The organism is Ureibacillus chungkukjangi, from assembly GCF_044795995.1.
GTDB lineage: Bacteria > Bacillota > Bacilli > Bacillales_A > Planococcaceae > Ureibacillus > Ureibacillus chungkukjangi.
Genome location: NZ_CP085009.1, coordinates 3,025,368 through 3,052,340, shown reverse-complemented (window position 1 = coordinate 3,052,340; position 26,973 = coordinate 3,025,368). Strand labels below are relative to the sequence as shown.

The 26,973-nt window shown below is 37.2% G+C and carries 28 protein-coding genes; 24 read left to right on the top strand and 4 right to left on the bottom strand.

What is annotated here, in order from left to right:
• Positions 1–43 precede the first annotated feature (43 nt).
• From LG296_RS15200 to LG296_RS15190, 3 genes are all read left to right on the top strand, one after another.
• Positions 44–100, top strand: coding sequence for a hypothetical protein (locus tag LG296_RS15200; RefSeq protein WP_404427992.1), 57 nt, complete (start codon positions 44–46; stop codon positions 98–100).
• A complete protein-coding gene (locus LG296_RS15195; RefSeq protein ID WP_404427155.1) occupies positions 87–734 on the top strand; it encodes a hypothetical protein in 648 nt (215 codons plus the stop codon). Before LG296_RS15200 ends, LG296_RS15195 begins: the two co-directional genes overlap by 14 nt.
• A 252-nt stretch (positions 735–986) precedes the next feature.
• Positions 987–1,190: a hypothetical protein gene (locus LG296_RS15190; protein WP_404427154.1), complete on the top strand. Its 204-nt coding sequence runs from the start codon at positions 987–989 to the stop codon at positions 1,188–1,190.
• 1,023 nt (positions 1,191–2,213) lie between these two features.
• Here the strand turns inward: LG296_RS15190 and bioB are convergent.
• A complete protein-coding gene (bioB, locus tag LG296_RS15185; RefSeq protein WP_404427153.1) occupies positions 2,214–3,209 on the bottom strand; it encodes a biotin synthase BioB in 996 nt (331 codons plus the stop codon).
• Between the two features lie 3 nt (positions 3,210–3,212).
• A complete protein-coding gene (locus LG296_RS15180; protein WP_404427152.1) occupies positions 3,213–3,827 on the bottom strand; it encodes a biotin transporter BioY in 615 nt (204 codons plus the stop codon).
• A gap of 325 nt (positions 3,828–4,152) precedes the next feature.
• On the opposite strand from LG296_RS15180, the gene LG296_RS15175 reads away from it, so the two are divergent.
• From LG296_RS15175 to LG296_RS15160, 4 genes are all read left to right on the top strand, one after another.
• Positions 4,153–5,562: an OmpA family protein gene (locus LG296_RS15175; protein ID WP_251402158.1), complete on the top strand. Its 1,410-nt coding sequence runs from the start codon at positions 4,153–4,155 to the stop codon at positions 5,560–5,562.
• Between the two features lie 205 nt (positions 5,563–5,767).
• Positions 5,768–6,829, top strand: a complete 1,062-nt coding sequence (locus LG296_RS15170) for an iron-siderophore ABC transporter substrate-binding protein (protein WP_107933539.1) — start codon at positions 5,768–5,770, stop codon at positions 6,827–6,829.
• 238 nt (positions 6,830–7,067) lie between these two features.
• On the top strand, positions 7,068–7,523 hold the full coding sequence (locus LG296_RS15165; protein ID WP_107933538.1) for a hypothetical protein: 456 nt from the start codon (positions 7,068–7,070) through the stop codon (positions 7,521–7,523).
• Complete coding sequence (locus LG296_RS15160; RefSeq protein ID WP_107933536.1) at positions 7,516–8,103, top strand: excalibur calcium-binding domain-containing protein; 588 nt, start codon at positions 7,516–7,518, stop codon at positions 8,101–8,103. Before LG296_RS15165 ends, LG296_RS15160 begins: the two co-directional genes overlap by 8 nt.
• A 120-nt stretch (positions 8,104–8,223) precedes the next feature.
• Here LG296_RS15160 and LG296_RS15155 read toward each other — a convergent pair whose 3' ends face one another.
• A complete protein-coding gene (locus LG296_RS15155) occupies positions 8,224–8,985 on the bottom strand; it encodes an IclR family transcriptional regulator (RefSeq protein WP_107933534.1) in 762 nt (253 codons plus the stop codon).
• 237 nt (positions 8,986–9,222) lie between these two features.
• Between LG296_RS15155 and kduI the strand changes: the two genes are divergently transcribed.
• From kduI to LG296_RS15085, 14 genes are all read left to right on the top strand, one after another.
• Positions 9,223–10,053 carry a 5-dehydro-4-deoxy-D-glucuronate isomerase gene (kduI, locus tag LG296_RS15150; protein ID WP_404427151.1) on the top strand — a complete coding sequence of 277 codons (831 nt, stop codon included), beginning with the start codon at positions 9,223–9,225 and terminating at the stop codon, positions 10,051–10,053.
• 21 nt (positions 10,054–10,074) lie between these two features.
• Positions 10,075–11,031, top strand: a complete 957-nt coding sequence (locus LG296_RS15145) for a C-terminal binding protein (protein WP_404427150.1) — start codon at positions 10,075–10,077, stop codon at positions 11,029–11,031.
• A gap of 28 nt (positions 11,032–11,059) precedes the next feature.
• Positions 11,060–12,094 (top strand): TRAP transporter substrate-binding protein, encoded by a 1,035-nt coding sequence (locus tag LG296_RS15140; protein WP_404427149.1) that lies wholly within the window; start codon positions 11,060–11,062, stop codon positions 12,092–12,094.
• A gap of 14 nt (positions 12,095–12,108) precedes the next feature.
• Positions 12,109–12,594, top strand: coding sequence for a TRAP transporter small permease (locus LG296_RS15135; RefSeq protein ID WP_107933527.1), 486 nt, complete (start codon positions 12,109–12,111; stop codon positions 12,592–12,594).
• A 23-nt stretch (positions 12,595–12,617) separates the two neighbouring features.
• The gene (locus LG296_RS15130; RefSeq protein WP_404427148.1) at positions 12,618–13,925 is read left to right on the top strand and encodes a TRAP transporter large permease; all 1,308 of its coding nucleotides are present in this window, start codon (positions 12,618–12,620) and stop codon (positions 13,923–13,925) included.
• A gap of 91 nt (positions 13,926–14,016) precedes the next feature.
• Positions 14,017–15,018, top strand: coding sequence for a zinc-binding dehydrogenase (locus tag LG296_RS15125; protein ID WP_107933523.1), 1,002 nt, complete (start codon positions 14,017–14,019; stop codon positions 15,016–15,018).
• Between the two features lie 10 nt (positions 15,019–15,028).
• The gene (locus LG296_RS15120; protein WP_107933521.1) at positions 15,029–15,784 is read left to right on the top strand and encodes an SDR family NAD(P)-dependent oxidoreductase; all 756 of its coding nucleotides are present in this window, start codon (positions 15,029–15,031) and stop codon (positions 15,782–15,784) included.
• Between the two features lie 65 nt (positions 15,785–15,849).
• Positions 15,850–16,614, top strand: coding sequence for a 2-dehydro-3-deoxy-D-gluconate 5-dehydrogenase KduD (gene kduD / locus LG296_RS15115; RefSeq protein WP_107933519.1), 765 nt, complete (start codon positions 15,850–15,852; stop codon positions 16,612–16,614).
• Between the two features lie 24 nt (positions 16,615–16,638).
• Complete coding sequence (locus LG296_RS15110; RefSeq protein ID WP_107933518.1) at positions 16,639–17,586, top strand: sugar kinase; 948 nt, start codon at positions 16,639–16,641, stop codon at positions 17,584–17,586.
• A gap of 12 nt (positions 17,587–17,598) precedes the next feature.
• A complete protein-coding gene (locus tag LG296_RS15105) occupies positions 17,599–18,213 on the top strand; it encodes a bifunctional 4-hydroxy-2-oxoglutarate aldolase/2-dehydro-3-deoxy-phosphogluconate aldolase (RefSeq protein WP_107933516.1) in 615 nt (204 codons plus the stop codon).
• Between the two features lie 366 nt (positions 18,214–18,579).
• Entirely contained in the window at positions 18,580–19,884 is a 1,305-nt protein-coding gene (locus tag LG296_RS15100) for an aspartate aminotransferase family protein (RefSeq protein ID WP_404427991.1), read from the top strand.
• A 29-nt stretch (positions 19,885–19,913) separates the two neighbouring features.
• Positions 19,914–20,729 (top strand): transporter substrate-binding domain-containing protein, encoded by an 816-nt coding sequence (locus LG296_RS15095; RefSeq protein WP_404427147.1) that lies wholly within the window; start codon positions 19,914–19,916, stop codon positions 20,727–20,729.
• 72 nt (positions 20,730–20,801) lie between these two features.
• A complete protein-coding gene (locus tag LG296_RS15090; RefSeq protein ID WP_404427146.1) occupies positions 20,802–21,458 on the top strand; it encodes an amino acid ABC transporter permease in 657 nt (218 codons plus the stop codon).
• Entirely contained in the window at positions 21,451–22,167 is a 717-nt protein-coding gene (locus LG296_RS15085) for an amino acid ABC transporter ATP-binding protein (RefSeq protein ID WP_251402118.1), read from the top strand. The genes LG296_RS15090 and LG296_RS15085 overlap by 8 nt, the downstream gene beginning before the upstream one ends.
• Before the next feature lie 102 nt (positions 22,168–22,269).
• Here LG296_RS15085 and LG296_RS15080 read toward each other — a convergent pair whose 3' ends face one another.
• On the bottom strand, positions 22,270–22,977 hold the full coding sequence (locus tag LG296_RS15080; RefSeq protein ID WP_404427145.1) for a response regulator transcription factor: 708 nt from the start codon (positions 22,975–22,977) through the stop codon (positions 22,270–22,272).
• Positions 22,978–23,232: 255 nt separating this feature from the next.
• Between LG296_RS15080 and LG296_RS15075 the strand changes: the two genes are divergently transcribed.
• The 3 genes from LG296_RS15075 (at position 23,233) to LG296_RS15065 (ending at position 26,903) form a co-directional block, all read left to right on the top strand.
• Positions 23,233–24,858 (top strand): flavin-containing monooxygenase, encoded by a 1,626-nt coding sequence (locus LG296_RS15075; RefSeq protein WP_404427144.1) that lies wholly within the window; start codon positions 23,233–23,235, stop codon positions 24,856–24,858.
• Between the two features lie 67 nt (positions 24,859–24,925).
• On the top strand, positions 24,926–25,882 hold the full coding sequence (locus LG296_RS15070; protein ID WP_107933503.1) for an alpha/beta hydrolase: 957 nt from the start codon (positions 24,926–24,928) through the stop codon (positions 25,880–25,882).
• A 196-nt stretch (positions 25,883–26,078) separates the two neighbouring features.
• A complete protein-coding gene (locus LG296_RS15065; protein WP_404427143.1) occupies positions 26,079–26,903 on the top strand; it encodes an aldo/keto reductase in 825 nt (274 codons plus the stop codon).
• The last annotated feature ends 70 nt before the right edge of the window (positions 26,904–26,973 follow it).

The window sequence follows — 26,973 nt, the reverse complement described above, 5'->3', positions numbered from 1 at the left end:
TTGAAATGCGAGGTAGCTTCCACCACACGCAGATACAAAAATCATGACACACCAGGTCAAAGTTAAACGAGTTAAAAGGGACGAGGGTGAAGAATTTTAAAGTGAAAAATGCTATTAGTGTATTAATTCAAACCATATATTTTTATTCAATTTTCTATCTAATTGTTTTACTTTTTACTAACATTGATATATTCATAAAATTAGTTGCAATAGTGATAGTATTATTTCTATTGTTAATACTAAAAGAAAATATGGTAAGCATAATAGATTTTATTTCATCAACTAATCAAATATTTGTCTTATCTTTTATGTCAGTTATAATAGGGCTTTTAATTTCGCAGATATTTATTAATATTATAGATTATGTAATATTAAATTCGGATTATTTAAAAAATATAGATGATACCTTGGAAAATACATCTATATTTTTAATTTTTTTAATATTTATTTGGTTTTATTTTTCCTATAATTTTTTCAAAATTAGTATAAGATATATAGAGAAATTGGAAATAAAAAAAATAAGAATAATTGTTTTAACAAAACAACATTTTAAGGTTTTAGAAGCAGGAACAGTTTTTTCAGGTTTCATGTCATTACTAGTAAGTATAATTATAAAAGCAGAACTTAATAGTATTATTAATAATTTTATTTTAGGTTTTTATTTACTATGCTTAATACCTTTTTTATATTTTCATTTTAATGAAGATTTATACAATCGCAGAGATTTAGATTAATCAATTAAATGATATTATTATTGATTAATTTTGCTTTCAAAAGGTGGGGCAGGGATTGTAAAGTTTCATGTACAAACAGAAATAAATATCACTTTTATAGAATATGGGATGAGAGCGAGGAACTTTGAATTTGATAAATAGTCTAGGAATATCAATGGTTGAATCGTATGGTATGATTTTTACTCAAAAAAATTTGAAGAACTACAAGCATTAGAAAAGGAGTTTAATTTAATACCACGTAATCACATATATATGGTAGTAAAAACTACTAATTATAAGTTTAAAAAAGAAGAATTAAAATTGAATAATAATAGTATTGAAGTAAAAATATATGCAATCAATAGTGCGGAAGCAATGGATTTTAAATTAGATTTTCCTTCAAAAATAGGTGGAGTTCATTTTAGCATAATAATGATGAAATTGAGATACTTGATAAAGAAAATAGAATTATTTTAAAGGTAAACGTTATAAATTTTTTATTAAGCATTGGAGTACAGGTAGACTGCGAATTAGTGTATATTGGTAAATCGTTTGGTAAAAATGGTAATAGGAATGTATTGATAGATTAGAATCACACAGTACCCTACAAAAAATATATTTTAAAAAAGAAGATAATCGAAGTATATATTTAACGGCTTAGAATTTTGATCGAAATACAATGACAATGGTATCACCAAATACAAGTTACGAGGAATACAAAGATAGATTAACTACTCAATTTTAGAATTAGAACGTAATCCATATGGTTTAATTGCAAAGCCACAGGAAATTAGTTTTACTGAAGCGGTACTAATAAGATACTTCCAACCAATTTACAATACAGAATATAAAAATTCGTTCCCGTCTAATATACATTCTGATTATAGTGATTGTTTTAAAATGAATCTAGATTATATAGCAGTAGAAATAGATACGACGAGATTAAATTTCAAATTATATTCCAATGTCGAAAGTGCAATGTATAACCACAATATATTGTTTGATTTAAAAGGTAAAAGAAATTTATATGATTTTTTGGTGTTCTACCAGCCAACTAGACAAGATTTGAAAGCAGTTTTAATGCTGCAGTCATTTGTTGTCATCTTTAATTATACTGAGAATATAGATTAATTAATATTCTTAATTTGGTCTGAAAGTAACTAAACGAGCCGAAGATAGTATGCAAAAGAAAAATGAATTTACTTTTAACTAACGGGGTGCGTTTAGCCACGATGTTAGTGACAACACTCTTTGAATTGAAGATAAAGTCTCTAACATCGCAGAATAATAGAATAAAGCTAATGCTTTTATCTCACTGATCCATTTCTTCTTCAAAAGAGCAATATATTTTCGAGGAATATGGCATAAAACATGGAGATGAAGATGAAACCAGTTGGAAAATCGGGATAACCGAAATTTCAACTGGTTTTTTGTTTAAATAGAAAAAAGTATCGGATTCAATCTCTAGTGTTTGCTTATGGAATCTATAGTTGATCAAAATTACGCTCTGCTTAGTTCTTCCTGTTTCTCTGCCAGCTCAATCTCAAAACCAAGATCTTCTAGCATTCGATAGTCGATGTTTTCTTCTTGACCAGCTGTCGTTAGATAATCGCCAACAAATATGCTATTGGCTGGGTATAAGGCAAGAGGCTGTAATGTCCCTAGATTCACTTCACGACCACCTGCGACACGAATTTCCTTAGTTGGGTTCATATAGCGGAATAACGCGAGAACTTTTAAGGAATACCTTGGATTTAATTCTTTTGTTCCCTCAAGCTTTGTCCCATCTATAGCATTAAGGAAGTTAATTGGAATTGAATCTGCATCAAGGGCTCTTAATGCCCGGGCAATATGAACAACATCTTCCTTCGTTTCTTTCATGCCGATAATTGCTCCCGAACAAGGGGAAATACCATGTTTCTTAACTATTTCAATTGTATTGATTCGATCATCATATGTGTGCGTTGTTGTTATATAGTCATGATGACGCTGGGAGGTGTTAACGTTATGATTATAACGGTCGACACCCGCTAGTTTTAACTGTTCTGCTTGCTCTTCTTTTAGCAATCCGAGGCAAGCACAAACTTTTAAACCATATTTTTCTTTAATTTCACTAACGGCTTCACTTACTACTTTGACATCTTTGCGGGTTGGCCCTCGTCCACTGGCTACGATACAAAAGGTTCCAATTTTGTTTTCAAAAGCACGTTTGGCACCTTCCAGAATTTCCTCTTTAGTAATGAATGGATATTTTTCAATGGGAGCCGTTGATTTGGATGATTGGGAACAATATCCGCAATCTTCCGGACAATATCCACTTTTTGCATTCATTATCATATTCAACTTCACTTTTTTACCATAATAGTGCTTCCGAATTTGAAAAGCGCCATGTAGCAATGGAAGTAATTCATCGTCATTAACCGTTAAAATAGCCAGTGCTTCATGATCACTTAGCTCTTTTCCATTTATCACATCTTGTGCAAGCTGAGTCCACATAAGTTAAACCTCCAATTTGGTTGATGATTTGATAGGTAAAATTTTTAAAATCCTTTGAAGTCGGAATGCCAGGAAGGCTGCAAAAATCGCTAAAATGATATCTTTTGGAAGTGGTACCAGCATCCAGCCCCAAACAAGCTGATAGGAAAGTTCAGGTGGTGCATCTGCCCAAAGATTATATGACAGATACATCCAATTCGTTCCAGCAATATAAATAACCAGCATTGAAAAAAGTGCGGCTACAATGTAGTGCTTTAGAGTTTGGAACGTTTCAACAATTTTTCCCGTCAGATAGGCAGCAAAAATAAACGTTAAAATAAAACCAAATGTGGGGGATAGAATACTATCGAAGCCACCACTAAACTTAGCGAAAACGGGTGCCCCCGCCAAGCCGATTAACATGTATACTGTGCAAGCAATGGCACCATTTCTACTACCCAACACAAGTCCTGCCAGCACAGCAAAAAATGTCTGTAATGTAATTGGTACTCCACCGACAACAAAGAATGGAGTGAATGACGTAATGTTCGCTCCAATCATCATTAATGTAGCGAACATGCCACAGTACACTAAATCTACTACGTTTGTTTTTGAAAGTGTCTTTTGCACAGTACTCACAAATTACCTACCTCCATCTTTTATGTTAACTATAATTATAATTAGGTTAACATAAATATATTTTAATTCTATTTTTTTGTCAATCTTCCATTTAATAGGAGTGTTTAGTGAAATAGTAGAATATGATTTTGTCTAAGAGAGAAACTTGAGAATGTATATAGTAAATAAGTATGTAATAGATTTCTAAAATGTACCCTATTAGGTAGACAACTAAAAAAACTCTCTAAAATTAGAGATATATTTCCTAGGACCATACACATATTCCAATATTTTCTAAAATAACTTACCGTAGTATAGAGAGAATTGGAAATTGAGGAGGGGGACTATGGAGAAGAAAACAGGCTGGTTGTTGCTTATAGTGACCACGATGTTTCTCTTAGTGGGCTGTGAGAGTAAAGAGGATACGCAGACAGTAGAAGCTGAAAATAATGATGAACAGACAAGTCAAGTAGATAAAGAACAAGAAGTAGATTCAGAAGAGAAAGCGGATGAGCAATTTCCTACTGACATTCAATTAGGCGGGGAAGTGGTAGCCGAAAATGGAAAGCTTGTTGTTAAAGGGACAAGTAATTTGATGGAGGGGACTATCGTCGGGATTGACTGGCTAGATCGTGCTTTTTCCATTCGAAATCCGGTTTGTCTTCTTTGTGATAAGAGTACAGAGGTTGATGAGAATGGAGATTTTACCTTTGAAATCCCTTCAGATTTAACGAGCTTTGGACATATTTTAGTCACGATTGACGTGCTTCTTGGTGGCTGGGGGCAGCCGGATGAGATTGAGGCTGTTTATGGTGAAGATGGCGAGAACCTAGAAGGTCCCTTTGTTCAAAAGCATGAGATAATAGATGAGGAATACCAAAAAATCTCTGCTTCGATTCTTGTGCTACCTACCATCGAACAAACGGTGTATCCTATTGAAACACCAAAAAGGGAAAAGGTTCCTGATGATTATGGTAGTGCAGAGGTATGGATTGAAACTGAATTAACGAACGATCACCGCTATTTCTATGTAAAAGGGAAATCTAACCTTTTAGAGGGTACTGAGCTGGTTGCTTCCTACTTCTCTTCTGAAGAGGCTGCTGTTGCACAAAACTGGATAAGCTCGAGTACGAATGTTGTGAATGATGGTACGTTTTTGATTCAGATTCCATATAACACGATTACAGAATCAGGCTATATTGTTATTAATTCGAAGCCAAAAAGCAGGCATTTACTCGAAATGAGAATGAACGAGGCTTACGGAGAAACCTTTGAAAAGATGACTGGTGAACCGGTGATTCCAAACGAAGAAGGTGGCAATATGATTGAGGTCATCCTTTATCCGGAACCACCAATTGTTGAAGCGCCAGAGGATACAAGTGTTACCACAGATGGTGAAGAAACAAAAATTCAATTACCTGATGACATTTTATTTGACCACGATCAAAGCGATTTAAAGCCTGATGCACAAAAAACTTTGGATGAGTTGATTCAAAATTTAGAGACATTAAAAGCAGACACAGTTATGGAAATTAATGGTCATACTGATAATGCAGGTGATGACCAATATAATATGGAGCTATCGGAAAAACGAGCAAAAGCAGTCGTGGCTTACTTATTACAAAGTGGAAAAGTTGGTCATATCAAAATCAGTACAGCTGGCTATGGCGAAACAATGCCAATAGCCCAAAATAATTCTGAAGACGGAAAAGCAAAAAATCGTCGTGTAGAAATTGTTATTAATCCAAAAGAATAGCAGGGAAGTAAGGAAGGAAGGAAGCCAAGCAAAGTAAAGCTGCTGGCTTCCTTTTTTCATGCAGAAAAAATACAGTACACCAGCGCAATCTATTACTCTAAATAATTACCATTAAAATAATATATTGACAACTTCTGCCGTAGGTTATATATTATCAATGATAATGATAATCGTTATCAACTAAACTTTAGGAGTGTCATTCAAAATGAATTCAAAACGAAATTTTTCATTTTTAACCTTGTTATTAATCTCGATTCTTTCCCTTGCACTTGTGGGCTGTTCTGCTAAGGAATCTAGTACAGAGGATAGCAAATCAACAGATTCAGAAGCAACAAAAGCAGAAGGATCAGCGACAGAATATCCAATTGTTATTAAGCATGCTTTAGGGGAAACGGTTATTGAGAAAAAGCCAGAACGTGTGGCGACAATTGCATGGGCAAACCATGATGTGGCTCTTGCTCTTGGTGTTGTGCCTGTAGGTTTCTCTGCAGCGAACTATGGTATCCAGGATGAAAGTGGGATGCTGCCTTGGACTGCTGAAAAATTAAAGGAGCTTGGTGAAGAAAATCCTAACGTTTATCAGGATACAGATGGTTTAGATTTTGAGGCTATTGCTGAGTCAGATCCAGATGTTATTCTTGCTGCATACTCTGGTATAACGCAGGAGGATTATGATATGTTAACGCAAATTGCTCCAGTCGTACCTTATCAGGAAACACCTTGGGTTACTTCTTGGCGTGACCAGGTTACGTTTAACTCACTGGGCATGGGCATGGCAGAGGAAGGAAAACAGCTTATTGCTGATACAGAAAAGCTAATTCAGGATAAGGCAAATGAGCATCCAGAAATTAAAGGGAAAAAGGCTGTATTTGCAATGTTCAACGCAGCTGACCTATCTAAGTTTTACGTTTATACAGAAGGAGATCCACGTGGTGAATTCCTGCATGATTTAGGAATGGCGTATCCAGAAGGCATTAAAGATCAAATTACGGATCCAAATAGCTTCTATATCGAGCTAAGTGCCGAAAATGCAGATGCTCTTAATGATGTAGAAATGTTCATCATCTATGGAGATGAAAGTACATTAACAGCACTTCAGGCAGATTCACTTCTTGGAAAAGTACCAGCAATTCAAAACGGCTCAGTTGTACTGATTGAAGATAATACACCATTAGCAGCAGCTGGTAATCCAAATCCATTATCAATTCAATATACAATTGATGAATATTTAACTTTAATCTCAGGCGTGGCGAAAGATTTGAAATAATTGTTTAGTAAGTAACGACAATGAGAAGAAAATTGCACGGCTAAGTTAGTATTTGCGAAATTAGACATATTAATAATCCAAATCCGTCAGTTAATTTAATTGACGGATTTTTGTACGTCTAAGTTTCTTTGCTTATTGTTGAATACTCAAATTATTTCCGTCCATAATAAATAACTCCTATAAAATCATTTTTCAAAACGCTTTATAAATAAGCAACAGTTAGGAGGCCCAAAATCAAATGTGGAACCGTCAATCCTGGATGCACATCTATCTACCAATTATTCTTGGTGGGCTAATTTACACGTTGTTTCGAGTGGATACTTTATTGATATTTAAGGTGTACAAGCTATTTCAAATCGATTCAATAATTCATCAAATTAGAGCAATTTCTGTGAACTTGGACATTCCTAGCTTTGTGAAGTACAGCCTGCCGGATGGGTTATGGGTGTATGCATTTACTTATTTTCTTGTCTCAATGTGGAGATTTGATGAAGATTCAGGAAAAGTGAAGTATTTGATAATGGGCATTCCTTTGTTGCTAGGTGGAGGAGCTGAGATTCTTCAGCTATTTATACATCAGATGGGGACATTTGATGTACAGGATTTACTTATCAGCTTATTGGCTTTTGCAGCTGCTTACATAGCGGCTAAACCGTTGAAAGCTCGTATTGAAGGAGAGATAGAATATGGTTGAAAAATGGAGAAGAATGAGCAAAAAGAAAAAGTGGACGATATTAGGAATTATCATTTTTATCATCTTAGCGTTTAGTAGCTGTAATGCCTTTGGAGATGATGAAAACGAAATCGATACAGAGGAACAAGAGCAATTAGATGCAGAAAAAGAAACGGAAGAAGAAAGACTAAAAGCCGAGGAAGAAGAAAAGTTAAAGGCTGAAGAGGAAGAAAAGCGGAGAGCTGAAGAAGAGGCACAAAGACAGGCAGAGGAAGAAGAGCAAAGAAAAGCCGCCGAAGCTGAGGCACAGAGAAAGGCTGAGGAAGAAGAAACTCAGCGAAAAGCCGCTGAAGCTGAGGCCCAAAGAAAAGCCACCGAAGCCGAAACCCAGAAAAAAGCTGCTGAGGCAGAAGCACAAAGTAAGGCTGCAGCTGAGGCAGAAGCTCAACGAAAAGCACAGCAAAACCAACAAAGCACATCCCAGTCCTTCCAAAACTGTACCGAAATGCGCAAAGTCTATCCAAATGGTGTAAACAGTTCCCATCCAGCATATGAAAGTAAACACGACCGCGATGATGATGGAATGGCGTGTGAGAGGTAAGAAGAGAGAAGAGAGCTATGAAGGCTCTCTTTTTCTATATCGAAAAAGCAAAAAACTGCTCTCTTATCGTAAAAGGTAAGAAGCAGTTTTTATTCTAAATTCTTATATAATCTAAAGTTTTTATTGACCATAACCAAGTTGGGAGGAGATAGCTCTTGATGTATTTAATATTTTTTCTGCTAATTCCGTCTCAATTCTTTCCATTGTTACGCGAGTACTTGGACCAGAAATACTGAAACTTCCAATGATCTTGCCTGTAAAATCATAAATAGGGGCTGCAATACAGCGAATGCCATCTTCGTTTTCTATATTATCAAGTGAATATCCGACTTCTTTAATTTTAGAAATTTCTTGAAGTAAGTCGTTGGGAGTTAAAATGGTGTAATCCGTGCGTTTAGTAAAATGTATTCTTGTGATGATATCACGCAGAGTGTTTTCGTCTTTACCAGATAACATCATTTTCCCAACACCTGTACAATACATAGGTGCACGGCTTCCGATACGAGAATACATTCGTATTGTTTGGTTACTCTCGATTTTGTCTATGTAAATAACCTCTTCATTTTCTTCGATACATAAATGCACTGTTTCGTTGATTTCATTTACTAATTGTTGTAGTAAGGGCTTTGCTACAGTTATTAAACTTGAATTGCTTAATATATTGCGAGTTAAGTATAACGTACGATAGCTCAGGTAGTATCGGTCTGTTTCTGCATCTTTTCTAACATATTGTAGCTCAATCAATGTAGACAATAATCGATGGACTGTACTTTTGGACAAGCTCGTTTCCGAAGCTAATTTTGTAATTTGCATGCCGTTAGGATGCTCAGATAAATGCTCTAATATGAAAAAAGCACGTTCAATAGATTGTACGGTTGCCATTTTATTTCTCCACCATTTCTAAAAAATTCTATGCCTTTAACAATCATATTCGAAAAACTATCGATTTGTAAATGATACATCAAAAAGTTAATAATTGTTATTATTATTCACAGAATAATCATTTTCTTCTTGTAATTGAAAATTTTAACGAATATAATTATTATAAATTGGAACTGTGTTCTGCATTGTGGAACGGTATTATTTCTGATAGCGCTTTCTTAATAAGGGGGAAAAATAATGAAAATCGTTTATGCACATCACCCTGAAGATGTGAAGCATTACACTACTGAAAAATTAAGAGAAGAATTTTTAATGGAAAAATTGTTTGTTGAAAATGAAGGGACATTAAATTACAGCCACGTAGATCGAATTATTTACGGAGGGATTTATCCAATCGACCAAAAGGTAACTTTAGATGCTGGCAAAGAGCTAGCAGCAAAGTACTTCTTAGAACGACGTGAGATGGGTGTTATTAATGTAGGTGGCCCTGGACGTATAATCTGTGATGGAGACATTTACGAGATTGGTAATAAGGAAGCTTTATATATTGGCAGAGGAACTGAGGAGCTATATTTTGAATCGGTTGATTCTAGTAATCCAGCAAAATTCTATATAAATTGCTGTCCAGCTCATGCTAAATATCCAACAGTAAAGATTGATCAAGAAAAGGCCATCAAACGTCCTATGGGTGCTGATACGAACATGAATAAACGCGTGATTAATCAGTACATTCATCCGGATGTATTAGAAACTTGCCAGCTAAGCATGGGAATGACTGTGTTGGAAGAAGGCAGTGGCTGGAATACAATGCCTTGTCATACACATGAACGTCGAATGGAAGTATATTTCTATTTTGATATGGATGAGGATACACGAGTATTCCACTTAATGGGGCAGCCAAGCGAAACTCGCCATATTGTAATGGCAAACGAGCAGGCAGTGTTATCTCCAAGTTGGTCGATTCACTCTGGAATTGGCACGAAAAACTACACATTCATCTGGGGAATGTGTGGAGAAAATTTAGATTTTGATGATATGGACCATGTTGCTATGAAGGATTTGAAATAAACTCAAAATAGGTGATGCTAAATGAAAGTGATTATTTCCGATTGTGATCATCAGGATATTGAGATTGAAAGAAAGATCTTTAGTGAAAATAATGTTTTCCTAGAATTACAACAAAATCTAACAGAAGAAGATGTAATTCAATATTGCCAGGAAGCATCTGTAATCATTAATCAGTATGCACCTTTTACTGAAAAGGTGCTTTCTCAGCTACCTCATTTAAAATTAGTCGTTCGCTATGGTGTAGGAGTAAATAATATTGATTTAGCAGCAGCAACGAAATATGGAGTACAGATTTGTAATGTACCGGATTATGGAACACATGAAGTTGCTGACCATGCTTTAGCACTAATGTTAACGCTTACAAGGAAAATTACAAAAATGACTCAATTGGTTAAAGAGGGAGTATGGGACTATCAAGAGAGTATCCCAATCTATCGTCATAGCGAACAAGTGGTAGGGATTGTTGGTGCAGGACGTATTGGTTCAGTCTTTGCGAGAAAGGTTCATGCATTAGGTTGTAAAGTAATTGCCTATGATATTTCAGCAAAGTCTAAGAAACATGATTCTACCTTATCGTTTATTGAGTTTGTAGATTTTGAGCAGCTTATTACACAGGCAGATATTGTTTCAATTCACTGTCCCTCAGATCAAGCCCATCATTTATTTGATGAAAGCGTATTCGCAAAAATGAAGTCGACGAGCTATCTCATCAATGTATCAAGAGGGGGCATTGTTGATGAAGCTGCGCTATATGAAGCACTGGCTTCTAAAAAAATTGCAGGTGCTGCATTGGACGTAACGGAAAAGGAACCGATAAGTTCAACTTCACCGTTGCTAGCGCTAGAACAATTTATATGTACACCGCATATGGCTTGGTATTCAGAGCAAGCAGCTCAAGAGCTAAAGAGAAAAGTTGCTGAAGAAGCAGTGAGATATGTGAAGCATGAAAAGCTTCACTATCCTGTTAATAAAATTTAATTATTACTCATATTTGGAGGGGACCAAAATGAAAAAGTCATTCAAACAGTTAATGTTATTAGGGGTTATGGGATTAGTTTTAGCTATATTAGTAGCTTGTGGCGGGGATGAAAAAATTCCAGCTTCAGGTGAAGCGTCTTCAAACGGGGAAACACAGGTTTTAAAAGTGGCATTTAACCAACCAGAAAATCATCCACAATATAAAGCGATGGAAGAGTTTGGTGAAAAATTTAAAGAGCTTACAGATGGAGCATATGAAATCGATATCTTCCCAAATGAATTATTAGGGGCACAACGCGAAACAGTTGAACTAGTTCAAACTGGAACAATTCAAATGTCGATTGTAGCAGGAAGCTTACTAGAAAACTTCAATGAGGATTTCGCAGTATTTAACTTACCTTATGTTTTTGAATCAGCAGAACATCAAATGTCTGTATTGAGTGATGAAGAAATCGTAGGGGATTTATATTCTTCTCTTAAAGACCAAGGTTTATATGTAGCTGGTGCATTCCACTCAGGTGTTCGTAATGTATATAACAGTAAAAAACCTATTAATACTCCAGAAGATTTAAAAGGATTAAAGATTCGTATTATCGAGTCGGATACAAATATTAAAATGATGGAACAAATGGGTGGTACTGGTACACCAATGGGCCAAGGTGAAGTATATACAGCGATTCAATCAGGGGTAATTGATGGCGGAGAAAATAACGAGCTTATCTTTGCTAACCTTAAACACGCAGAAATCTCACCGTATTATTCATATACAAATCACTTAATGCTACCTGACTTTTTACTTATCAACTCACAGCTATTTGATGGTATGAGTGAAGAGCATCAACAAATCTTTAAAGATGAGTTAGCAAAGGCTATTGACCACGAGGTTGAGATGTGGGATGAGGATGCAAAAAAAGCAATTGCTGATGCTGAAGCAGCTGGAGCAACTTTCAACGAAGTGGATGTAGATTTATTCCGTAAAGCTACAGAACCAGTTGTTCAAGAGAAGTTAACTTCTGAAAATGCTAAGAAATTATATGAAAAAGTTCGTGAAGCAGCAAAATAATTGGTGGTGATTTCATGGAGACAATAAAAAAAGTGCTTGATAAGATTTTATCAACTATATGCGTCGTGTTATTCGGCGCATTAGTTCTCCTTGTTACGTGGCAGGTATTTACACGTTTTGTATTGAATAATCCAAGTGCTTTCTCAGAGGAATTAGCGAAATATTGTTTTGTTTGGCTAGTGCTATTTGGAGCGGCCTTTGTATTTGGAGAAAATGGACATATGCGTATTGAATTCATTCAAGAAGCATTCCCGAAAAAATTAAAAATGGTTACACAAATCTTTATAGAGCTAAGTATTATTTTCTTCTCTGCTCTTGTTTTACTTTCTGGTGGGATGACGATTACAAAATTAGCATGGACTCAATTATCAGCGGCGTTACAAATACCAGTCGGTTACTTATATGCAGCGATGCCGATATGCGGAGTATTTATTATTTTCTATTGCATTTACAACATCTATACAATTGCAAAAAATAAAAAACCATTGGAAGCTGTGTAATAACAAGAGAGGAGCAGTAAGCGATGATATCTGCAGGGATAGCAGCTTTAATTTTATTTGCAGGGGTAGCATTCTTTTTAATAATTGGTGCTCCAATTAGTATTAGTGTGGGGATCGCGTCGATGCTAGCAATGTTTTCGATTTTAGATCCTCAAAATGCTCTTCAAGCTTCAGCACAACGAATGTTTACAGGGATGAATTCCTTTGCATTATTAGCAATTCCTTTCTTTATATTAGCTGGAGTTATTATGAATAATGGTGGAATTGCTATGCGTCTGGTGAACTGTGCCAAGGTATTATCAGGACGTATGCCAGGATCTTTAGCACAAACCAATATTTTAGCTAATATGATGTTTGGTTCGATTTCAGGATCTGCTGTTGCTGCAGCAGCTGCTGTTGGTTCAACAATGGCTCCAATGCAGGATAAGGAAGGGTATGATCGTACTTTTAGTGCGGCCGTAAATATTGCATCAGCCCCAACAGGAATGCTGATTCCACCGAGTAATACACTAATTGTTTTTTCCCTAGTAAGTGGAGGAACGTCGATTGCAGCACTATTTATGGCAGGATATGTTCCGGGAATCTTATGGGGAATTGCATGTATGATTATGGCGTTTTTCATAGCAAAAAGAAAAGGCTATAAATCAAATGAAAGAGTTCCATTTAAATTAGCGTTAAAAGTTTTTATAGATGCGATTCCAAGTCTATTTTTAATCATCATTGTAATTGGTGGTATCATTCTGGGCGTATTTACAGCAACAGAGGGTTCAGCGATAGCTGTTGTTTATGCCTTGTTGCTTTCGTTTATATATAAAACGATTAAAGTTAAAGATTTGCCTAAAATATTGATGGATTCAACTCGCACAACAGCGATCGTAATTTTCTTAATTGGCGTTTCAACAATTATGTCTTGGGTGATGTCGTTTACAGGCATTCCAAAGTTAATAGCTGATTTATTATTAGGATTTACAGATAACATGATTATTATTTTAATCATCATGAATATCGTGCTTTTAATAGTAGGTACATTTATGGACCCTACACCAGCGATATTAATCTTCACACCAATTTTCTTCCCAATTGTTACACAGTTTGGAATGGATCCAGTACACTTCGGAATCATGGTTGTTTTCAATTTAAGTATTGGTACGATCACTCCACCTGTAGGACCAGTTTTATTTATCGGTGCACGTGTAGCGAAATTGAAAATTGAACAAGTAATTCGACCATTAATACCGTTTTTTGCAGTAACGGTTGTAGTTCTATTATTAGTTACATATATACCACAACTTTCATTATGGTTACCGCAATTACTAGGCCTTATTAAATAACAATTGAAAAGGCGTCCGAAGGTATTATAAGAGGTACTTTTGGTCGCTTTTCTAATCTCGTTAAGGAAACCGATGTAAAGGAGGAAAATACGTGAAAGCAATTATTTATACAGCTCCAAATACTGTTGAATGTAAAGAAGTAGAAAAACCACAGGTACCTAAAGGCTACGTCTTATTAAAAAATGCTTATGCAGGGATTTGTGGAACCGATTTAAATATTTTTGCAGGCACACATCCACGAGCACAAGCTCCTCTTATTCTAGGACACGAATTTTCAGCAACAATAGAAAGTGAACACCCTAAATTCCCGATTGGTACAAATGTGACAGTTAACCCTTTAATAAGCTGTGGAACTTGTATTCCTTGCAGCACCGGACAATCTCACGTGTGTGACGATTTAAAATTAGTAGGGATTGATGTTGATGGCGGTATGGCAGAATATGTAGCCGTTGAGGCAGATAAAGTCATTCCTTTACCGGAGGATGTTTCCTTAAAACTTGGCGCACTTTCTGAACCAATTGCTGTTGCAGTACATGCTGTAAGGACAGCAAAATTTCTTGTTGGGGATCGTGCTGTTGTGTATGGTGCCGGAACAATCGGCTTGTGTGTAGCTTTAACATTACGAGCATATGGAGCGTCAGAGGTAATCGTTATTGAAGCGAATGAATTGCGACTTCAAAAGGCACAAGAATTAGGGTTTACTACATTCAATTCTATGAAAGATGACGTAGTTCAAGAGCTAGCTAAAATGACAGGAAATACTGGAATTGACTATGTATTTGACTGTGCAGGTCATCCCTCAGTTTTAAAACAAGTAACAGAAATCGTGAAGGTCCAGGGAACGATTGTAATTGTTGCTGCCTATAAAAAGCCAACTGAGATGAATTTAATCCAGGGGATGTTCAAGGAGCTATCGATTCAATTTGTCAGAGTCTATACAAAACGGGATATAGAGTTAGCACTAGATTTAATAACAAAGGTTCCTCAGTTTGCTGAGATTATAACCCATGTATTAAGTTCGGAACAAGCATCAGAAGGCTTTGAATTATTAACAACACCAACAAATGCGATTAAAGTTTTATACGCATTTTAGGAGGAAACGCATGAACCATTTATTTGACTTGACTGGTAAAAATGCTGTAGTAACTGGCGGAAGCCGTGGATTAGGTAAGGATATCGCTCTTGGTTTAGCTGAGGCAGGAGCTAATGTAGCCATTATTTCAAGAACGGAAAGTCCAGAGACTGTAAAAGAGCTAGAAAGCTTTGGTGTAAAAGCTGTATCAATTGCTTTTGATATCAGCGATCTAGCTTTGCATAAAGAGCTTCTATCTATAATAGAAGAAAAGCTAGGTAAGATTGATATTTTAGTGAATAATGCTGGGGTTCAAAAACGACATCCAGCTGTTGAATTTCCTCAAGAGGATTGGAATTATGTGATGAATGTCAATGCAAATGCTGTCTTTAGTTTATGCCAAACATTCGGAAAACCTATGCTAGAACGCGGGTACGGAAAAATCATCAATGTCGCATCCTTACTCTCATTTCAAGGAGGGCTTACTGTTCCTGCCTATGCTGCAAGTAAGGGAGCAGTTATGCAATTCACTAAATCTCTAGCAAATGAATGGGCCTCAAAAGGCATCAATGTCAATTGTGTAGCGCCTGGTTATATGGCAACAGATATGAATGAAGCACTTATTCAAGATGAAGTAAGAAGTCGACAAATAATGGAACGTATTCCTGCAGGTCGCTGGGGAACAGGTAAAGATATGCAAGGGGCTGTAGTCTTTTTAGCATCAGGTGCCTCCGATTATGTTCATGGTTTTACAATGGCCATCGATGGCGGCTGGTTAGGTAGATAATAAGCGTCCAATAATTTAAGAAATCAAGAATAGTTGAATTTCCAATAGAAATGGAGAGAAGAAGCATGAGTTTTCAATTAGACTATTTTTCACTAAAAGGAAAAACTGCACTTGTAACAGGTGCCCGTACTGGGATTGGGCAAGCAATTTCTGTGGGACTAGCAGCAGCTGGAGCTCACTTAATATTAGTTGGGCATCAGGATAATATGCAAGAAACACAAGACAAAATTACTGAACTACAAGGAACTTACGAAACATTTTTAATAGATCTAAGTGATGTTGAAAATTTACAATCGAATCTTCAACCAATTTTAGATAAATATACAATTGATATTTTAGTGAATAATGCAGGGATTATCTACCGTGAACCAGCAGCGGCTCATAATGTTCAAGAATGGAATCGAGTAATGGATGTGAACATCAACTCCGTATTTACTCTATGTCAAACCATTGGTAAACAAATGGTTGAAAAAGAATCAGGCAAAATTATTAATATTGCTTCTTTGTTATCGTTTCAAGGTGGCATAAATGTTCCTAGTTATACGACAAGTAAGCATGCAATTGCAGGCTTAACAAAAGCATTAGCAAATGAATGGGCTGCTTTTGGTGTCCAAGTGAATGCAATTGCACCTGGTTATATTTCTACAAATAATACAGAGGCATTACGTAATAATGAGGAAAGAAATAAATCAATTTTAGAACGTATTCCGGCTGGACGTTGGGGCCAAGCAGATGATTTAGCAGGCACAGCTGTATTTTTAGCATCTCGTGCATCTGACTATGTTTCAGGGCATGTATTAGTAGTAGATGGAGGCTGGATGGGCCGATAAATCGAATTGAGTGAGGTTAATGATATGGATATTATTACAATTGGAGATGGCATGATTACATTTGACCCTTCAGTGAAAGGTCCACTCCGTTATGTTGATGGATTTAAACGTAAAATTGGTGGAGCGGAATTGAATGTAATGATTGGCTGTGCACGATTGGGCTTGCAGGCTGGTTGGATTAGTCGGCTAGGGAAAGATGAGTTTGGCAGACATATACTCAACACTGTTCGAGGTGAGGGTATTGATGTTTCGGAGGTAAAGCTGATCGAGGGCTATCCAACATCCTTGAACTTTAAGGAAGTACATGCTTCAGGGGATAGCAAAACATTTTACTATCGCCACAAATCACCGACAGAAACATTTAATAGTAATGATTTGCCGATTGATTATATAAAAAGAGCGAAAATTTTACATGTTACTGGCGTATTTCCAGCTATTTTAGAGCAAAATCGTCAGGTCATTTTAGAGGCGATTAAAATTGCAAAGGACAATGGCGTAAAGGTCTCCTTAGATCCAAATATTCGTTTGAAGCTTTGGTCAAAGGAAGAAGCAAGACAGACATTACAATCCTATTTGCCCTATGTCGATTTCTTATTGACTGGCCGAGAGGAATTAGAAATCTTATTTGATACTGAAGATGAGGAGCGGTTTATTAAAGAGCTTCAAAAATATGATTTCAGTCAGGTAATCATGAAGGACGGAGCAGTTGGATCATCATTTTTGGAGAATAATAGATTTGTAAATGTCCCAGGCTTTCCTGTGAAAAAGGTTGTCGATACAGTAGGTGCTGGAGACGGCTTTGATGCTGCCTTTCTTTATGGGGTCATTCAGGATTGGCCAGTGGAAAAATCGATTCAATTAGCAAATGCAGTCGGTGCGATGGTAGTCCAAGTAGAGGGAGATAACGAAGGATTGCCTTATTTAGAAGATGTAGAGGTGTTTTTAGGAGCACGCGAAAATATCGAACGATAGGGAGTTACAGCTATGTATGATAAATTACAAGGCATTCAGTTAATACCAGTTTTACGAAAAGTTCCTTATCACCTATGTCAGGACCTAGTGAAAGCATTAAGTGATGGCGGAATAAAAGCAGTCGAAATTACAATGGATTCTGAAAATGCGATTGAAATGATTCATGAGGTAAAAACACAAAATGAAAACCTTTTAGTCGGTGCAGGGACAGTCTTAACAGTACAGGACTGTGAAAAAGCTATCGAGGCAGGAGCTGAATTCATCGTATCGCCATCATTGAATGTAGATGTAGTAAATTTATGTGTTGAAAAGGGGATTCCTGTTATTCCAGGAGTATTTACCCCAACTGAAATGCAAACGGCCTACAGTGCAGGCGCAAAGATCATTAAGCTTTTCCCAGCATCTTCCTTAGGGACAAAGTTTATAAAGGATGTTAAAGGTCCGTTAAGTCATATTCAAATCATGACAACTGGTGGTATCAACCTAGAAACTGCAAGCACCTACTTAGTAGCAGGTGCAGATATTGTCGGTGCAGGAAGTGACCTTATAAAAAAGGAATGGCTGCAAACTGGAAATTGGGAAGCAATCACAAACGAAGCGATTGCCTGGATAAAGAGCTTAGATTAAGCAAAGATAATTAATTAGATGAAACTCTATTTATCAATTATAGTAAACGGTAACACTTTAATAGAAAAAAACTATAAAGGATATTGCTCAGGAGCTAGCAGCTTGGGCAATATTTTTTTCATATAATGACCTAAAAGAACAATGACATAATATAGAAGGAATCCATACAAAAGGAGAAAAACAGCACGGATTTAGCGAGGGTTTGTTAAAGAATTGGACATAATTTTGTGGGAACAAAGGGTGGTATCCTAAAAATACAATTGCATAATTATACGCTGAGTAGTAATATATATAAATGTTGAAACTTTTGCAATATATAGATAGAATGCTATCTTATAAATTATACAACTTAGAAAGAAGGAAAATATCTTGAATAACTGGCTTGATTTATATGATGAGATGGGAAATTATCTAGCACCAAGTATGGCGAAGGATCATCCGAATATTCCAGTTGTTAAAGAAGAGGGTTGCTATTACTATGGTGCAGATGGACAACAGTATTTGGATTTTACATCTGGTATTGCTGTAACCAACACAGGTCATCGCCATCCCAAAATAGTTCAAAGTATTAAAGATGCTGCCGACCAGCTTGTTCATGGTCCTTCAGGTGTCATTATGTACGAGTCTATTTTAAGACTATCTGAAGAGTTGGGTAAGGTGCTACCGGGAGATTTAGATTGCTTTTTCTTTGCGAATAGTGGAACTGAAGCGATTGAAGGTGCATTAAAGCTTGCGAAGTTTGTAACAAAACGCCCATATGTTGTGTCATTCACGGGATGTTTCCATGGCCGCTCTATGGGGGCTTTAGGAGTTACCACTTCTAAGAGTAAATATAGAAAATTCCTGCAGCCATCACATTTATCTTATCAAATCCCCTATGCAGATAGTAATGACTGCCCAGTGGGAGTTGACCCAGAGGTTTACTGTGTAGAACAGCTAGAAAAGGATTTTAAACGTCTATTCCAGCATCAGGTGACACCTGAAGAAGTAGCGTGTGTCATTATGGAGCCTGTTCTTGGTGAGGGTGGTTACATTATTCCTCCAAAAGCCTGGGTGAAGAGGGTACGTGAGATTTGTGATGAGCATGGCATTCTATTGATCTTTGACGAGGTTCAAACAGGCTTTGGTCGAACTGGGGAATGGTTTGCTGCACAATATTTTGGGGTAACGCCAGATATAATGGCAATCGCTAAAGGAATTGCTTCGGGTCTGCCGCTAAGTGCGACTGTTGCTTCAAGGGAATTAATGCAGAAATGGCCATTAGGCATGCATGGGACGACATTTGGAGGAAATCCGATTGCTTGCTCAGTTGCCCTAACAACCTTAGAAATATTCCATGAAGAAAACCTTGTGGAAAATTCAAAAGTAGTAGGGACCTATGCAACGGAACAGCTTTTGAAGCTAAAAGAGAAATACCCAGTCATCAGCGATGTCCGTTCTGCCGGTTTAATGATTGGCATTGAAATTTCCAATCCGAAAACAGGTGAGCTTGATGGACAAGCTGTGATGAAAATTCTCGATTATGCATTAGAAGAAGGGGTTTTGTTCTACCTATGTGGAAATTTAGGGGAGGTCATTCGTATGATTCCTCCACTGACTATTACAAAAGAACAAATAGATGATGGATTAACAATGCTTGAAAAAGCAATTCAAAGATATATGGAAGAATAATAGGGAAATAGAGAAGGAGAGTTAAACTCATGAAAAACAAAGTATTTTTATTGATGCTAGGATTAGTAATTGGTATTTTAGCAGCCTGTGGTACAGCTGAAAATGAAACTTCAACAAATGGTTCTGGTTCTGCGCCGGATTCAAGCTCTGACGCAACAACAGAAGAAACAAAAGTATTAACTGTAGGAACATCTGCTGACTATGCTCCATTTGAGTTTGTAGACACAAAGGTAAGTGAGGATATCATCGGATTTGATATTGACTTAGCAAACTTAATCGCTGAACGTTTAGGCTACGAATTGAAATTTACTAATAGTGATTTCAACAGTTTAATTCCTGGATTACAGGCGAAAAAATATGACCTTGTCATCTCTGGTATGACACCAACTGAAGAACGTGACGAGGTAGTAGATTTTTCAACGCCTTACTATGAGACAGAGCAATATATGGTTTCCATGAAAGAAAGCAATATCACTTCTATGGAAGATTTAAAAGGCAAGAAAGTTGGAGCACAAGTATCTTCTATCCAAGAGGACTTAGCAAAGGAATTCGGTGAAGAACATGGATTTACTGTTGAAAGCCGTGATTTAATTCCTCAGCTTATCCAAGAAATGAAAAATGGACGTCTTGATGCTGCCGTAATTGAAAATATTGTTTCCGATAATTACTTAAGCCAAAATGATGATTTAGCTGCATTCACTATTAAAGTAGAAGAGCCAGATTACAAGGCTGTTGTATTCCAGGAAGGAAGCCCATTAAAGGCTGAATTCGATGGTGTTATTAAAGAGCTTATCGATGAAGGAAAAATCGAAGAACTTAAGAAAAAATGGTTTGTTGTTGAATAAATTATTTGAGCGTCATCCAGTTTAACTGGATGACGTGTTTATATTATGACAATTATGAAAGGAGGGCTTGCGATGTTTGATTTTAGTCGTGTAATACCCTCTATTCCTTACATCTTAGAAGGGATAGGCATCACATTACAAATCGTTATTTTTGCAGCAATTATTGGACTTGTACTTGGTATATTATTAGCACTATGCAAAATCGGAACGTTTAAGCCTTTAAAATGGTTTGCGAACTTTTATACATCCATCTTCCGCGGAACACCGCTTGTTCTTCAATTATTGCTTATCTACTATGCTATGCCGCAAATTCTTGGCTTTAATATTGAGCCAATACCTGCAGCTATTATAGGTTTTGGTTTAAATTCTGCTGCCTATGTTTCAGAAATAATTCGTGCAGGGATTAATGCAGTGGATAAGGGTCAACAAGAAGCGGCAAAAGCACTTGGTGTGCCTTACAGCAAGATGATGAAGGATATCATACTGCCACAGGCCATCAAGAATATATTGCCATCACTTATGAATGAGTTCATTACATTAAATAAGGAATCTGCAATTGTTACGGTAATTGGTGCTTTAGATATTATGCGTCGAGCGTACATAGTGGGCGGCGAAACATTCCGTTATCTTGAGCCGTTGCTAATTGCAGGGGGAATCTATTATGTCATGACTCTCGTATTAACCTTCCTTGGACAAATGATAGAAAAGAGGATGAGACGCAGTGATTAAAGTTGAGAATTTACACAAAACATATGGCAAAAACGAAGTGCTAAAGGGAATCTCTACTGTTATAAAAGAAAAGGAAGTCATTGCTGTCATTGGTCCTTCAGGATCGGGCAAATCTACTTTTCTCCGTTGCATTAATAGACTAGAGGATCCGACAAGTGGGCAAATCTCAGTTGGTGGTACCATTATTACTGAAAAAAATGTGATGAAGGTACGTGAAAATTTAGGAATGGTCTTTCAGCATTTTTACTTATTCCCACATAAAACGGTACTGGAAAATCTAATCTATGCACCAATCAAGGTGAAGGGCATTTCAAAGGATGAAGCGATTAAGTCAGCAGAAGAGCTATTAAATAAGGTTGGGCTATTTGAAAAACGCAACGAATATCCAAATCGTTTATCTGGCGGACAAAAGCAGCGTGTAGCTATTGCTCGTGCTTTGGCAATGAATCCCTCCGTAATGCTGTTTGATGAGCCAACTTCTGCACTTGACCCTGAAATGGTAAAAGAGGTTCTGGCTGTTATGAAAAACTTGGCTGAATCTGGGATGACCATGATTATTGTGACGCACGAAATGGGCTTCGCAAAAGAAGTGGCCGATCGCATCCTTTTCCTTGAAGGTGGTCAGCTTGTAGAGGATGCTACTCCAAAAGAATTCTTCTCTGCACCTAAATCACAACGTGCCAAAGAGTTTTTGGAGAAGGTACTATAAAATTAGAGATAGCAACAACATTACAAATCCGTCTGTTAGTAGATTTATTAACGGACGGATTTTTTCTATGGCTAGGAACTGAATAATCAAAATGGATGTCCATCATAGGTTTTGTCCGAGATAGATTGACACTGCATGGGTACGATTCTTCGCCCCTAATTTCACCAGCACGGATTTAATGTACTGTTTAACAGTTGCCTCACTTAACGATAGGAGGTTTGTAAGTTCTTTAGTTGATAAACCATTTGCAAGCGCTCTCAAAACTTGGTTTTCGCGAGGACTTAATTTGGGATGAGCGATTGTTTGTGGTTGGATAAATAGCTCACCGATTAAACGACCAAAAAGGGTGAATTGCTCTAGCTCATTGTCTTTGAAGTGATTGAGTTTTTTTATAAACTCGCAACATATATAGGCAATGGTCATATTATTTACAACAATGGGAATAACGAGTAAGGCTTTCAATGGCACACTGCGATGATAACGACTTGACATGAGAGTGATAATTTCTCTTCCTTCATGAAAAGTCGTTTTACGTTTTTCAACGGCATTTTTGACAATCGGCAAAGAGCGAAGATCATCTCGAATATAAGAAAGGGATTGAAGCTGTCCATCTTGTAAGCCTGCAATACCTTCACCTACATAACCGATGGGACTGTAACGGAAAAACGAAATGGCATCACAAAAGGCTAGTTCATCTAATACATGGAGAATATGACATATTTTTTCTTCCTGTGTGTGTAAGTGAACACAATTTGATAGTTTCTCTTCTAATGCCCAAGTAGAAATTTGCATAGCAATCACTCCTTTCATTATATATATGTCTCTCCTAATCTAAAAAGTAGTAATAGTTTCAAAATATTATCCGATTTATAATATTCGAACTAGCTAAAAGAAGGAATGTTTTGGGGAAGCAATGGTTGGTAAGATAAAGTGGCATACGAAAGTAGCAATGTCTGTGGATGAAAGGGTGCAGAAGAATGTAAGCGTTTTATCACCAATAAGCAATCAGTTGCCATTTTGGAAAAAGGTACCTACAAATCTTTCTAACATATAAGGGGGAATATTATGGGAGAAAAGAAATATGATGCAGTCGTTATTGGGGCTGGCTTTGCAGGGCTATATATGTTGCATAGGCTACGAGAGCGCGGTTTATCGGTAAAAGTTATTGAAGCTGCTGACGGTGTTGGTGGAGTATGGTATTGGAGCCGCTATCCGGGGGCGAAGTGTGACTCTGATTCTATCTATTATAACTTTACATTCTCTGAAGAACTTTATAAAAAATGGCGCTGGAAGGATCGCTATGCCTCACAGCCGGAGATTTTAGAGTACTTAAACTTTGTCGCTGATGAACTAAAGCTACGCCCAGATATTCAATTTAAAACGCGCGTTACTAAAGCAAGCTTTAATAATGATAGAAAGCAATGGGAGATTGCAACTGATACAGACGAAACCTTCGTTGCTAAATATTTTATCAGTGGGGTTGGGTGTTTATCTACTACGAATATACCACCTTTTGAGGGGACGGAAAGCTTCAAAGGCGAACAGTATCATACAGGGCGTTGGCCGCATGAAAAAGTCGACCTGACAGGTAAAAGGGTAGTCATTATCGGAAATGGTTCAAGTGGTGTACAAGCCATGCCGGAGATTGCAAAAGAAGCAAAGGAGCTTACCTTGTTAATGCGTACGCCTCACTATGTGGCTGAAGCTCGTAACAAGAGATTAACAAAAGAAGAACAGGATCAGGCGATTGTAAACTACGAAGACATTCGTGATTCATTTACAACGACAACTGGCGGTATTCGTATGTTCACAACAGGAAAATCGGCTACAGAATTTGATGCAGCCGGCCAAAAGGAAGCCCTGGATTATGTTTGGGAATCGGGCGGTCTTGCGTTAGGTTCTGTTTATACGGATACAGGAGTGAATAAAGAAACTAACTTCGTGGTATCTCAATATGTGCGCGATAAAATCGATGAAATTATCGAGGATGCAGAAAAAGCACAATTACTGCATCCAGATTATTATATTACGACCAAACGATTAATTATCGGGACGAACTTCTATGAGATATTTAATGAGGATCATGTGAATATAATCTCTTTAAAAGAGAATCCGATTGAAAGTATTGCTGAAAATGGTGTGAAATTACGTGAAGGCACAATCGAGTGCGATGTGATTATTTTCGCCACAGGGTATGAAGCGATGACAGGCTCTCTTTTGAAAATGGATATTCAAGGAAGGGACGGCCAATCGATTCAAGAGAAATGGGGAGAGGGACAAGATGTAAAAACCTATCTTGGGTTGACGATGGAAAACTTCCCGAATTTCTTTATGATTACTGGCCCACAAAGCCCTTCTGTATTAACGAATATGCCAGCTGCAATTGAGCAGCATGTGGACTGGATTGACCATTGTATCGAGTATTTAGAAACGAATGAATTGCAAACCATTGAAGCGCAAAAAGTGTCCGAGGTTAAATGGGGAAAAGAATGTGATGACTTAGCGAACTCGACACTATTCCCTCATACAAATTCTTGGTATACAGGAGCGAACATTGATGGAGTGCAACGCGGATTTGTGATTTATGTAGGAGGCTTAAATAATTACAAAGTCATTTGTGATAAAGTGGCTGACAACAATTACGAAGGATTTTCATTTGAAAAAGCACAGGCAAATGTGGTGCTTCAATAATAATGGCATATTTTGAAAACACTTTAATAACTTGAAATGAATGAATATTCTAAGGGGGAATTTGTTAATGAAAAATCGTGTAAATCCTGAGCTTGTTGATATTTTAGATTTATTTCCACCACTAGATTTAGATCAATATGAAGCTGCACGTGCTGCCGCGGCACAAGCACCATTAGCACCACAAGATCCTTACATCACAATTACGAACAAAATCATTGAAGGACCTGATGGCAATGATTTACGCCTTCGAATCTATGAGCCTGTATCAAAAACGGAAGAGTTAGCTGGTCTTTTATGGATTCATGGAGGCGGTTATGTATTAGGTTCCCCTGAGGAAAATGATGGGTTATGTCAACAATTTGTAAATGAAGCTGGCTGCGTTGTGGTTTCTGTGGATTATCGCTTAGTACCGGAGCATCCTTATCCAGCGCCAATAGAAGATTGCTATACAGCTCTTAAATGGTTGGCAGATAACGCAGAGAGCTTAGGGGTAGATGCTAAAAGAGTTGGAATTGCGGGATTAAGTGCAGGTGGCGGCTTAACAGCAAGCTTGGCATTACTGGCAAGAGACAGAAAAGGACCAGAAATCTGCTTCCAAATGCCGTTATACCCAATGATCGATGACCGAAATAATACACCATCGAGTTTCGAAATTACAGGCAATTATATTTGGAACCATGATCTAAACGAAAAAGGCTGGGCTGCCTATCTAAATGGCGAAAATGGCAAAGAAAATGTGCCAATCTATGCAGCACCTGCACGAGCAAAAGTAGAAGAGCTTCAGAACTTACCTTATACGTATACATGTGTAGGTCAGCTAGATCCGTTCCGCGATGAAACGCTAGCATATGTGACTAAATTAGCTCAAGCTGGTGTGGATGTGGAGTTCCATTTATATCCTGGAGGTTTCCATGCTTATGAAATTGTCAATCCAGAAGCTGAAATTAGTAAACGTACAAATCAGGAATATGTCAATGCTGTAAAACATGCATTGAACCGTACAAGTTCGGTAAAATCAAAATAATTTCGTGAAGAGGGTTGCCTTAAATTGGGTAGCCCTTTTTTCTATGGGGAACCCTATCAGTCCAACCGTCCATCTTTCAAATGAAAAATTTCCTATGAATATAGTGAATATTCTTTGAATTTTCCCCCGAATTTCGGTAAAGTTTAAGAGTAATTCCTTCTATACTCGAAATAATAGATTAAAGGGGAAATGTAGAATGACAATTTCTAAAACAATTACTCTAGCAAATGGTGTAGAGATGCCGCGGATTGGTTATGGTACATTCCGTATGAAGGACCATGAGCTTGCTTACCAAGGTACAATGGATGCGTTAAATGCAGGCTACCGAGCGATTGATACAGCTGCAATTTATGAAAATGAAGAAGCAGTAGGTAGAGCCATTAAGGAATCAGGCATTGCACGTGAGGATTTATTTATCACTACAAAGGTTTGGAATACTGATCAAGGCTATGACAATACATTAAAAGCTTTTGAAACTTCCTTGAAGAAATTAGATTTAGAATATGTGGACCTATACTTAGTCCATTGGCCAAAGCCAACATTAGTGGATACTTATAAAGCAATTGAACGCTTATATGAAGAAAAGCTAATCCGTGTTCCCGGGGTTTCAAATTTCCACGAGCATCATTTCGAGCAATTATTTGCGGAGACGACTATTAAACCAATGGTGAACCAAGTAGAGTGTCATCCGTCTTTATCGCAGGATAGCTTGCGTGAGTTCTGTGCAAAGGAAAATATCGTCATCACAGCATGGGCTCCACTTGGTACTGGTATTGTGTTTACACATCCAGTAGTGAAGAAGCTAGCTGCGAAGTATGAAAAAACTCCAGCACAAATCGTTTTACGTTGGCAATTAGAGATAGGCAATATCGTTATTCCAAAATCTTCGACACCAGAGCGTATTGCAGATAACCTAAATATCTTTGACTTCAGCTTACAAAACGATGAGGTTGCAGCGATTACCGCTTTAAACACTGATCACCGTACGTCACTAAATCCAGATGATGGCTATAATCTTTAATTAGGAACAGGGCACTTTCTCTTGTAGAAGGTGCTTTTGTTTTTATTGATAGAATATTTATATATCGATA

Excerpts from the sequence above, each read along its gene's own strand:
- bioB (WP_404427153.1), bottom strand. The coding sequence starts at position 3,209 with ATGTGGACTCAGCTTGCACAAGATGTGATAAATGGAAAAGAGCTAAGT.
- LG296_RS15140 (WP_404427149.1), top strand. The coding sequence starts at position 11,060 with ATGAAAAAGTCATTCAAACAGTTAATGTTATTAGGGGTTATGGGATTA.
- kduD (WP_107933519.1), top strand. The coding sequence starts at position 15,850 with ATGAGTTTTCAATTAGACTATTTTTCACTAAAAGGAAAAACTGCACTT.
- LG296_RS15130 (WP_404427148.1), top strand. The coding sequence starts at position 12,618 with ATGATATCTGCAGGGATAGCAGCTTTAATTTTATTTGCAGGGGTAGCA.
- LG296_RS15070 (WP_107933503.1), top strand. The coding sequence starts at position 24,926 with ATGAAAAATCGTGTAAATCCTGAGCTTGTTGATATTTTAGATTTATTT.
- LG296_RS15170 (WP_107933539.1), top strand. The coding sequence starts at position 5,768 with ATGAATTCAAAACGAAATTTTTCATTTTTAACCTTGTTATTAATCTCG.
- LG296_RS15080 (WP_404427145.1), bottom strand. The coding sequence starts at position 22,977 with ATGAAAGGAGTGATTGCTATGCAAATTTCTACTTGGGCATTAGAAGAG.
- LG296_RS15120 (WP_107933521.1), top strand. The coding sequence starts at position 15,029 with ATGAACCATTTATTTGACTTGACTGGTAAAAATGCTGTAGTAACTGGC.
- LG296_RS15065 (WP_404427143.1), top strand. The coding sequence starts at position 26,079 with ATGACAATTTCTAAAACAATTACTCTAGCAAATGGTGTAGAGATGCCG.
- LG296_RS15090 (WP_404427146.1), top strand. The coding sequence starts at position 20,802 with ATGTTTGATTTTAGTCGTGTAATACCCTCTATTCCTTACATCTTAGAA.
- LG296_RS15110 (WP_107933518.1), top strand. The coding sequence starts at position 16,639 with ATGGATATTATTACAATTGGAGATGGCATGATTACATTTGACCCTTCA.
- LG296_RS15145 (WP_404427150.1), top strand. The coding sequence starts at position 10,075 with ATGAAAGTGATTATTTCCGATTGTGATCATCAGGATATTGAGATTGAA.
- LG296_RS15165 (WP_107933538.1), top strand. The coding sequence starts at position 7,068 with ATGTGGAACCGTCAATCCTGGATGCACATCTATCTACCAATTATTCTT.
- LG296_RS15190 (WP_404427154.1), top strand. The coding sequence starts at position 987 with ATGGTAGTAAAAACTACTAATTATAAGTTTAAAAAAGAAGAATTAAAA.
- LG296_RS15135 (WP_107933527.1), top strand. The coding sequence starts at position 12,109 with ATGGAGACAATAAAAAAAGTGCTTGATAAGATTTTATCAACTATATGC.
- LG296_RS15175 (WP_251402158.1), top strand. The coding sequence starts at position 4,153 with ATGGAGAAGAAAACAGGCTGGTTGTTGCTTATAGTGACCACGATGTTT.
- kduI (WP_404427151.1), top strand. The coding sequence starts at position 9,223 with ATGAAAATCGTTTATGCACATCACCCTGAAGATGTGAAGCATTACACT.
- LG296_RS15155 (WP_107933534.1), bottom strand. The coding sequence starts at position 8,985 with ATGGCAACCGTACAATCTATTGAACGTGCTTTTTTCATATTAGAGCAT.
- LG296_RS15095 (WP_404427147.1), top strand. The coding sequence starts at position 19,914 with ATGAAAAACAAAGTATTTTTATTGATGCTAGGATTAGTAATTGGTATT.
- LG296_RS15160 (WP_107933536.1), top strand. The coding sequence starts at position 7,516 with ATGGTTGAAAAATGGAGAAGAATGAGCAAAAAGAAAAAGTGGACGATA.
- LG296_RS15075 (WP_404427144.1), top strand. The coding sequence starts at position 23,233 with ATGGGAGAAAAGAAATATGATGCAGTCGTTATTGGGGCTGGCTTTGCA.
- LG296_RS15105 (WP_107933516.1), top strand. The coding sequence starts at position 17,599 with ATGTATGATAAATTACAAGGCATTCAGTTAATACCAGTTTTACGAAAA.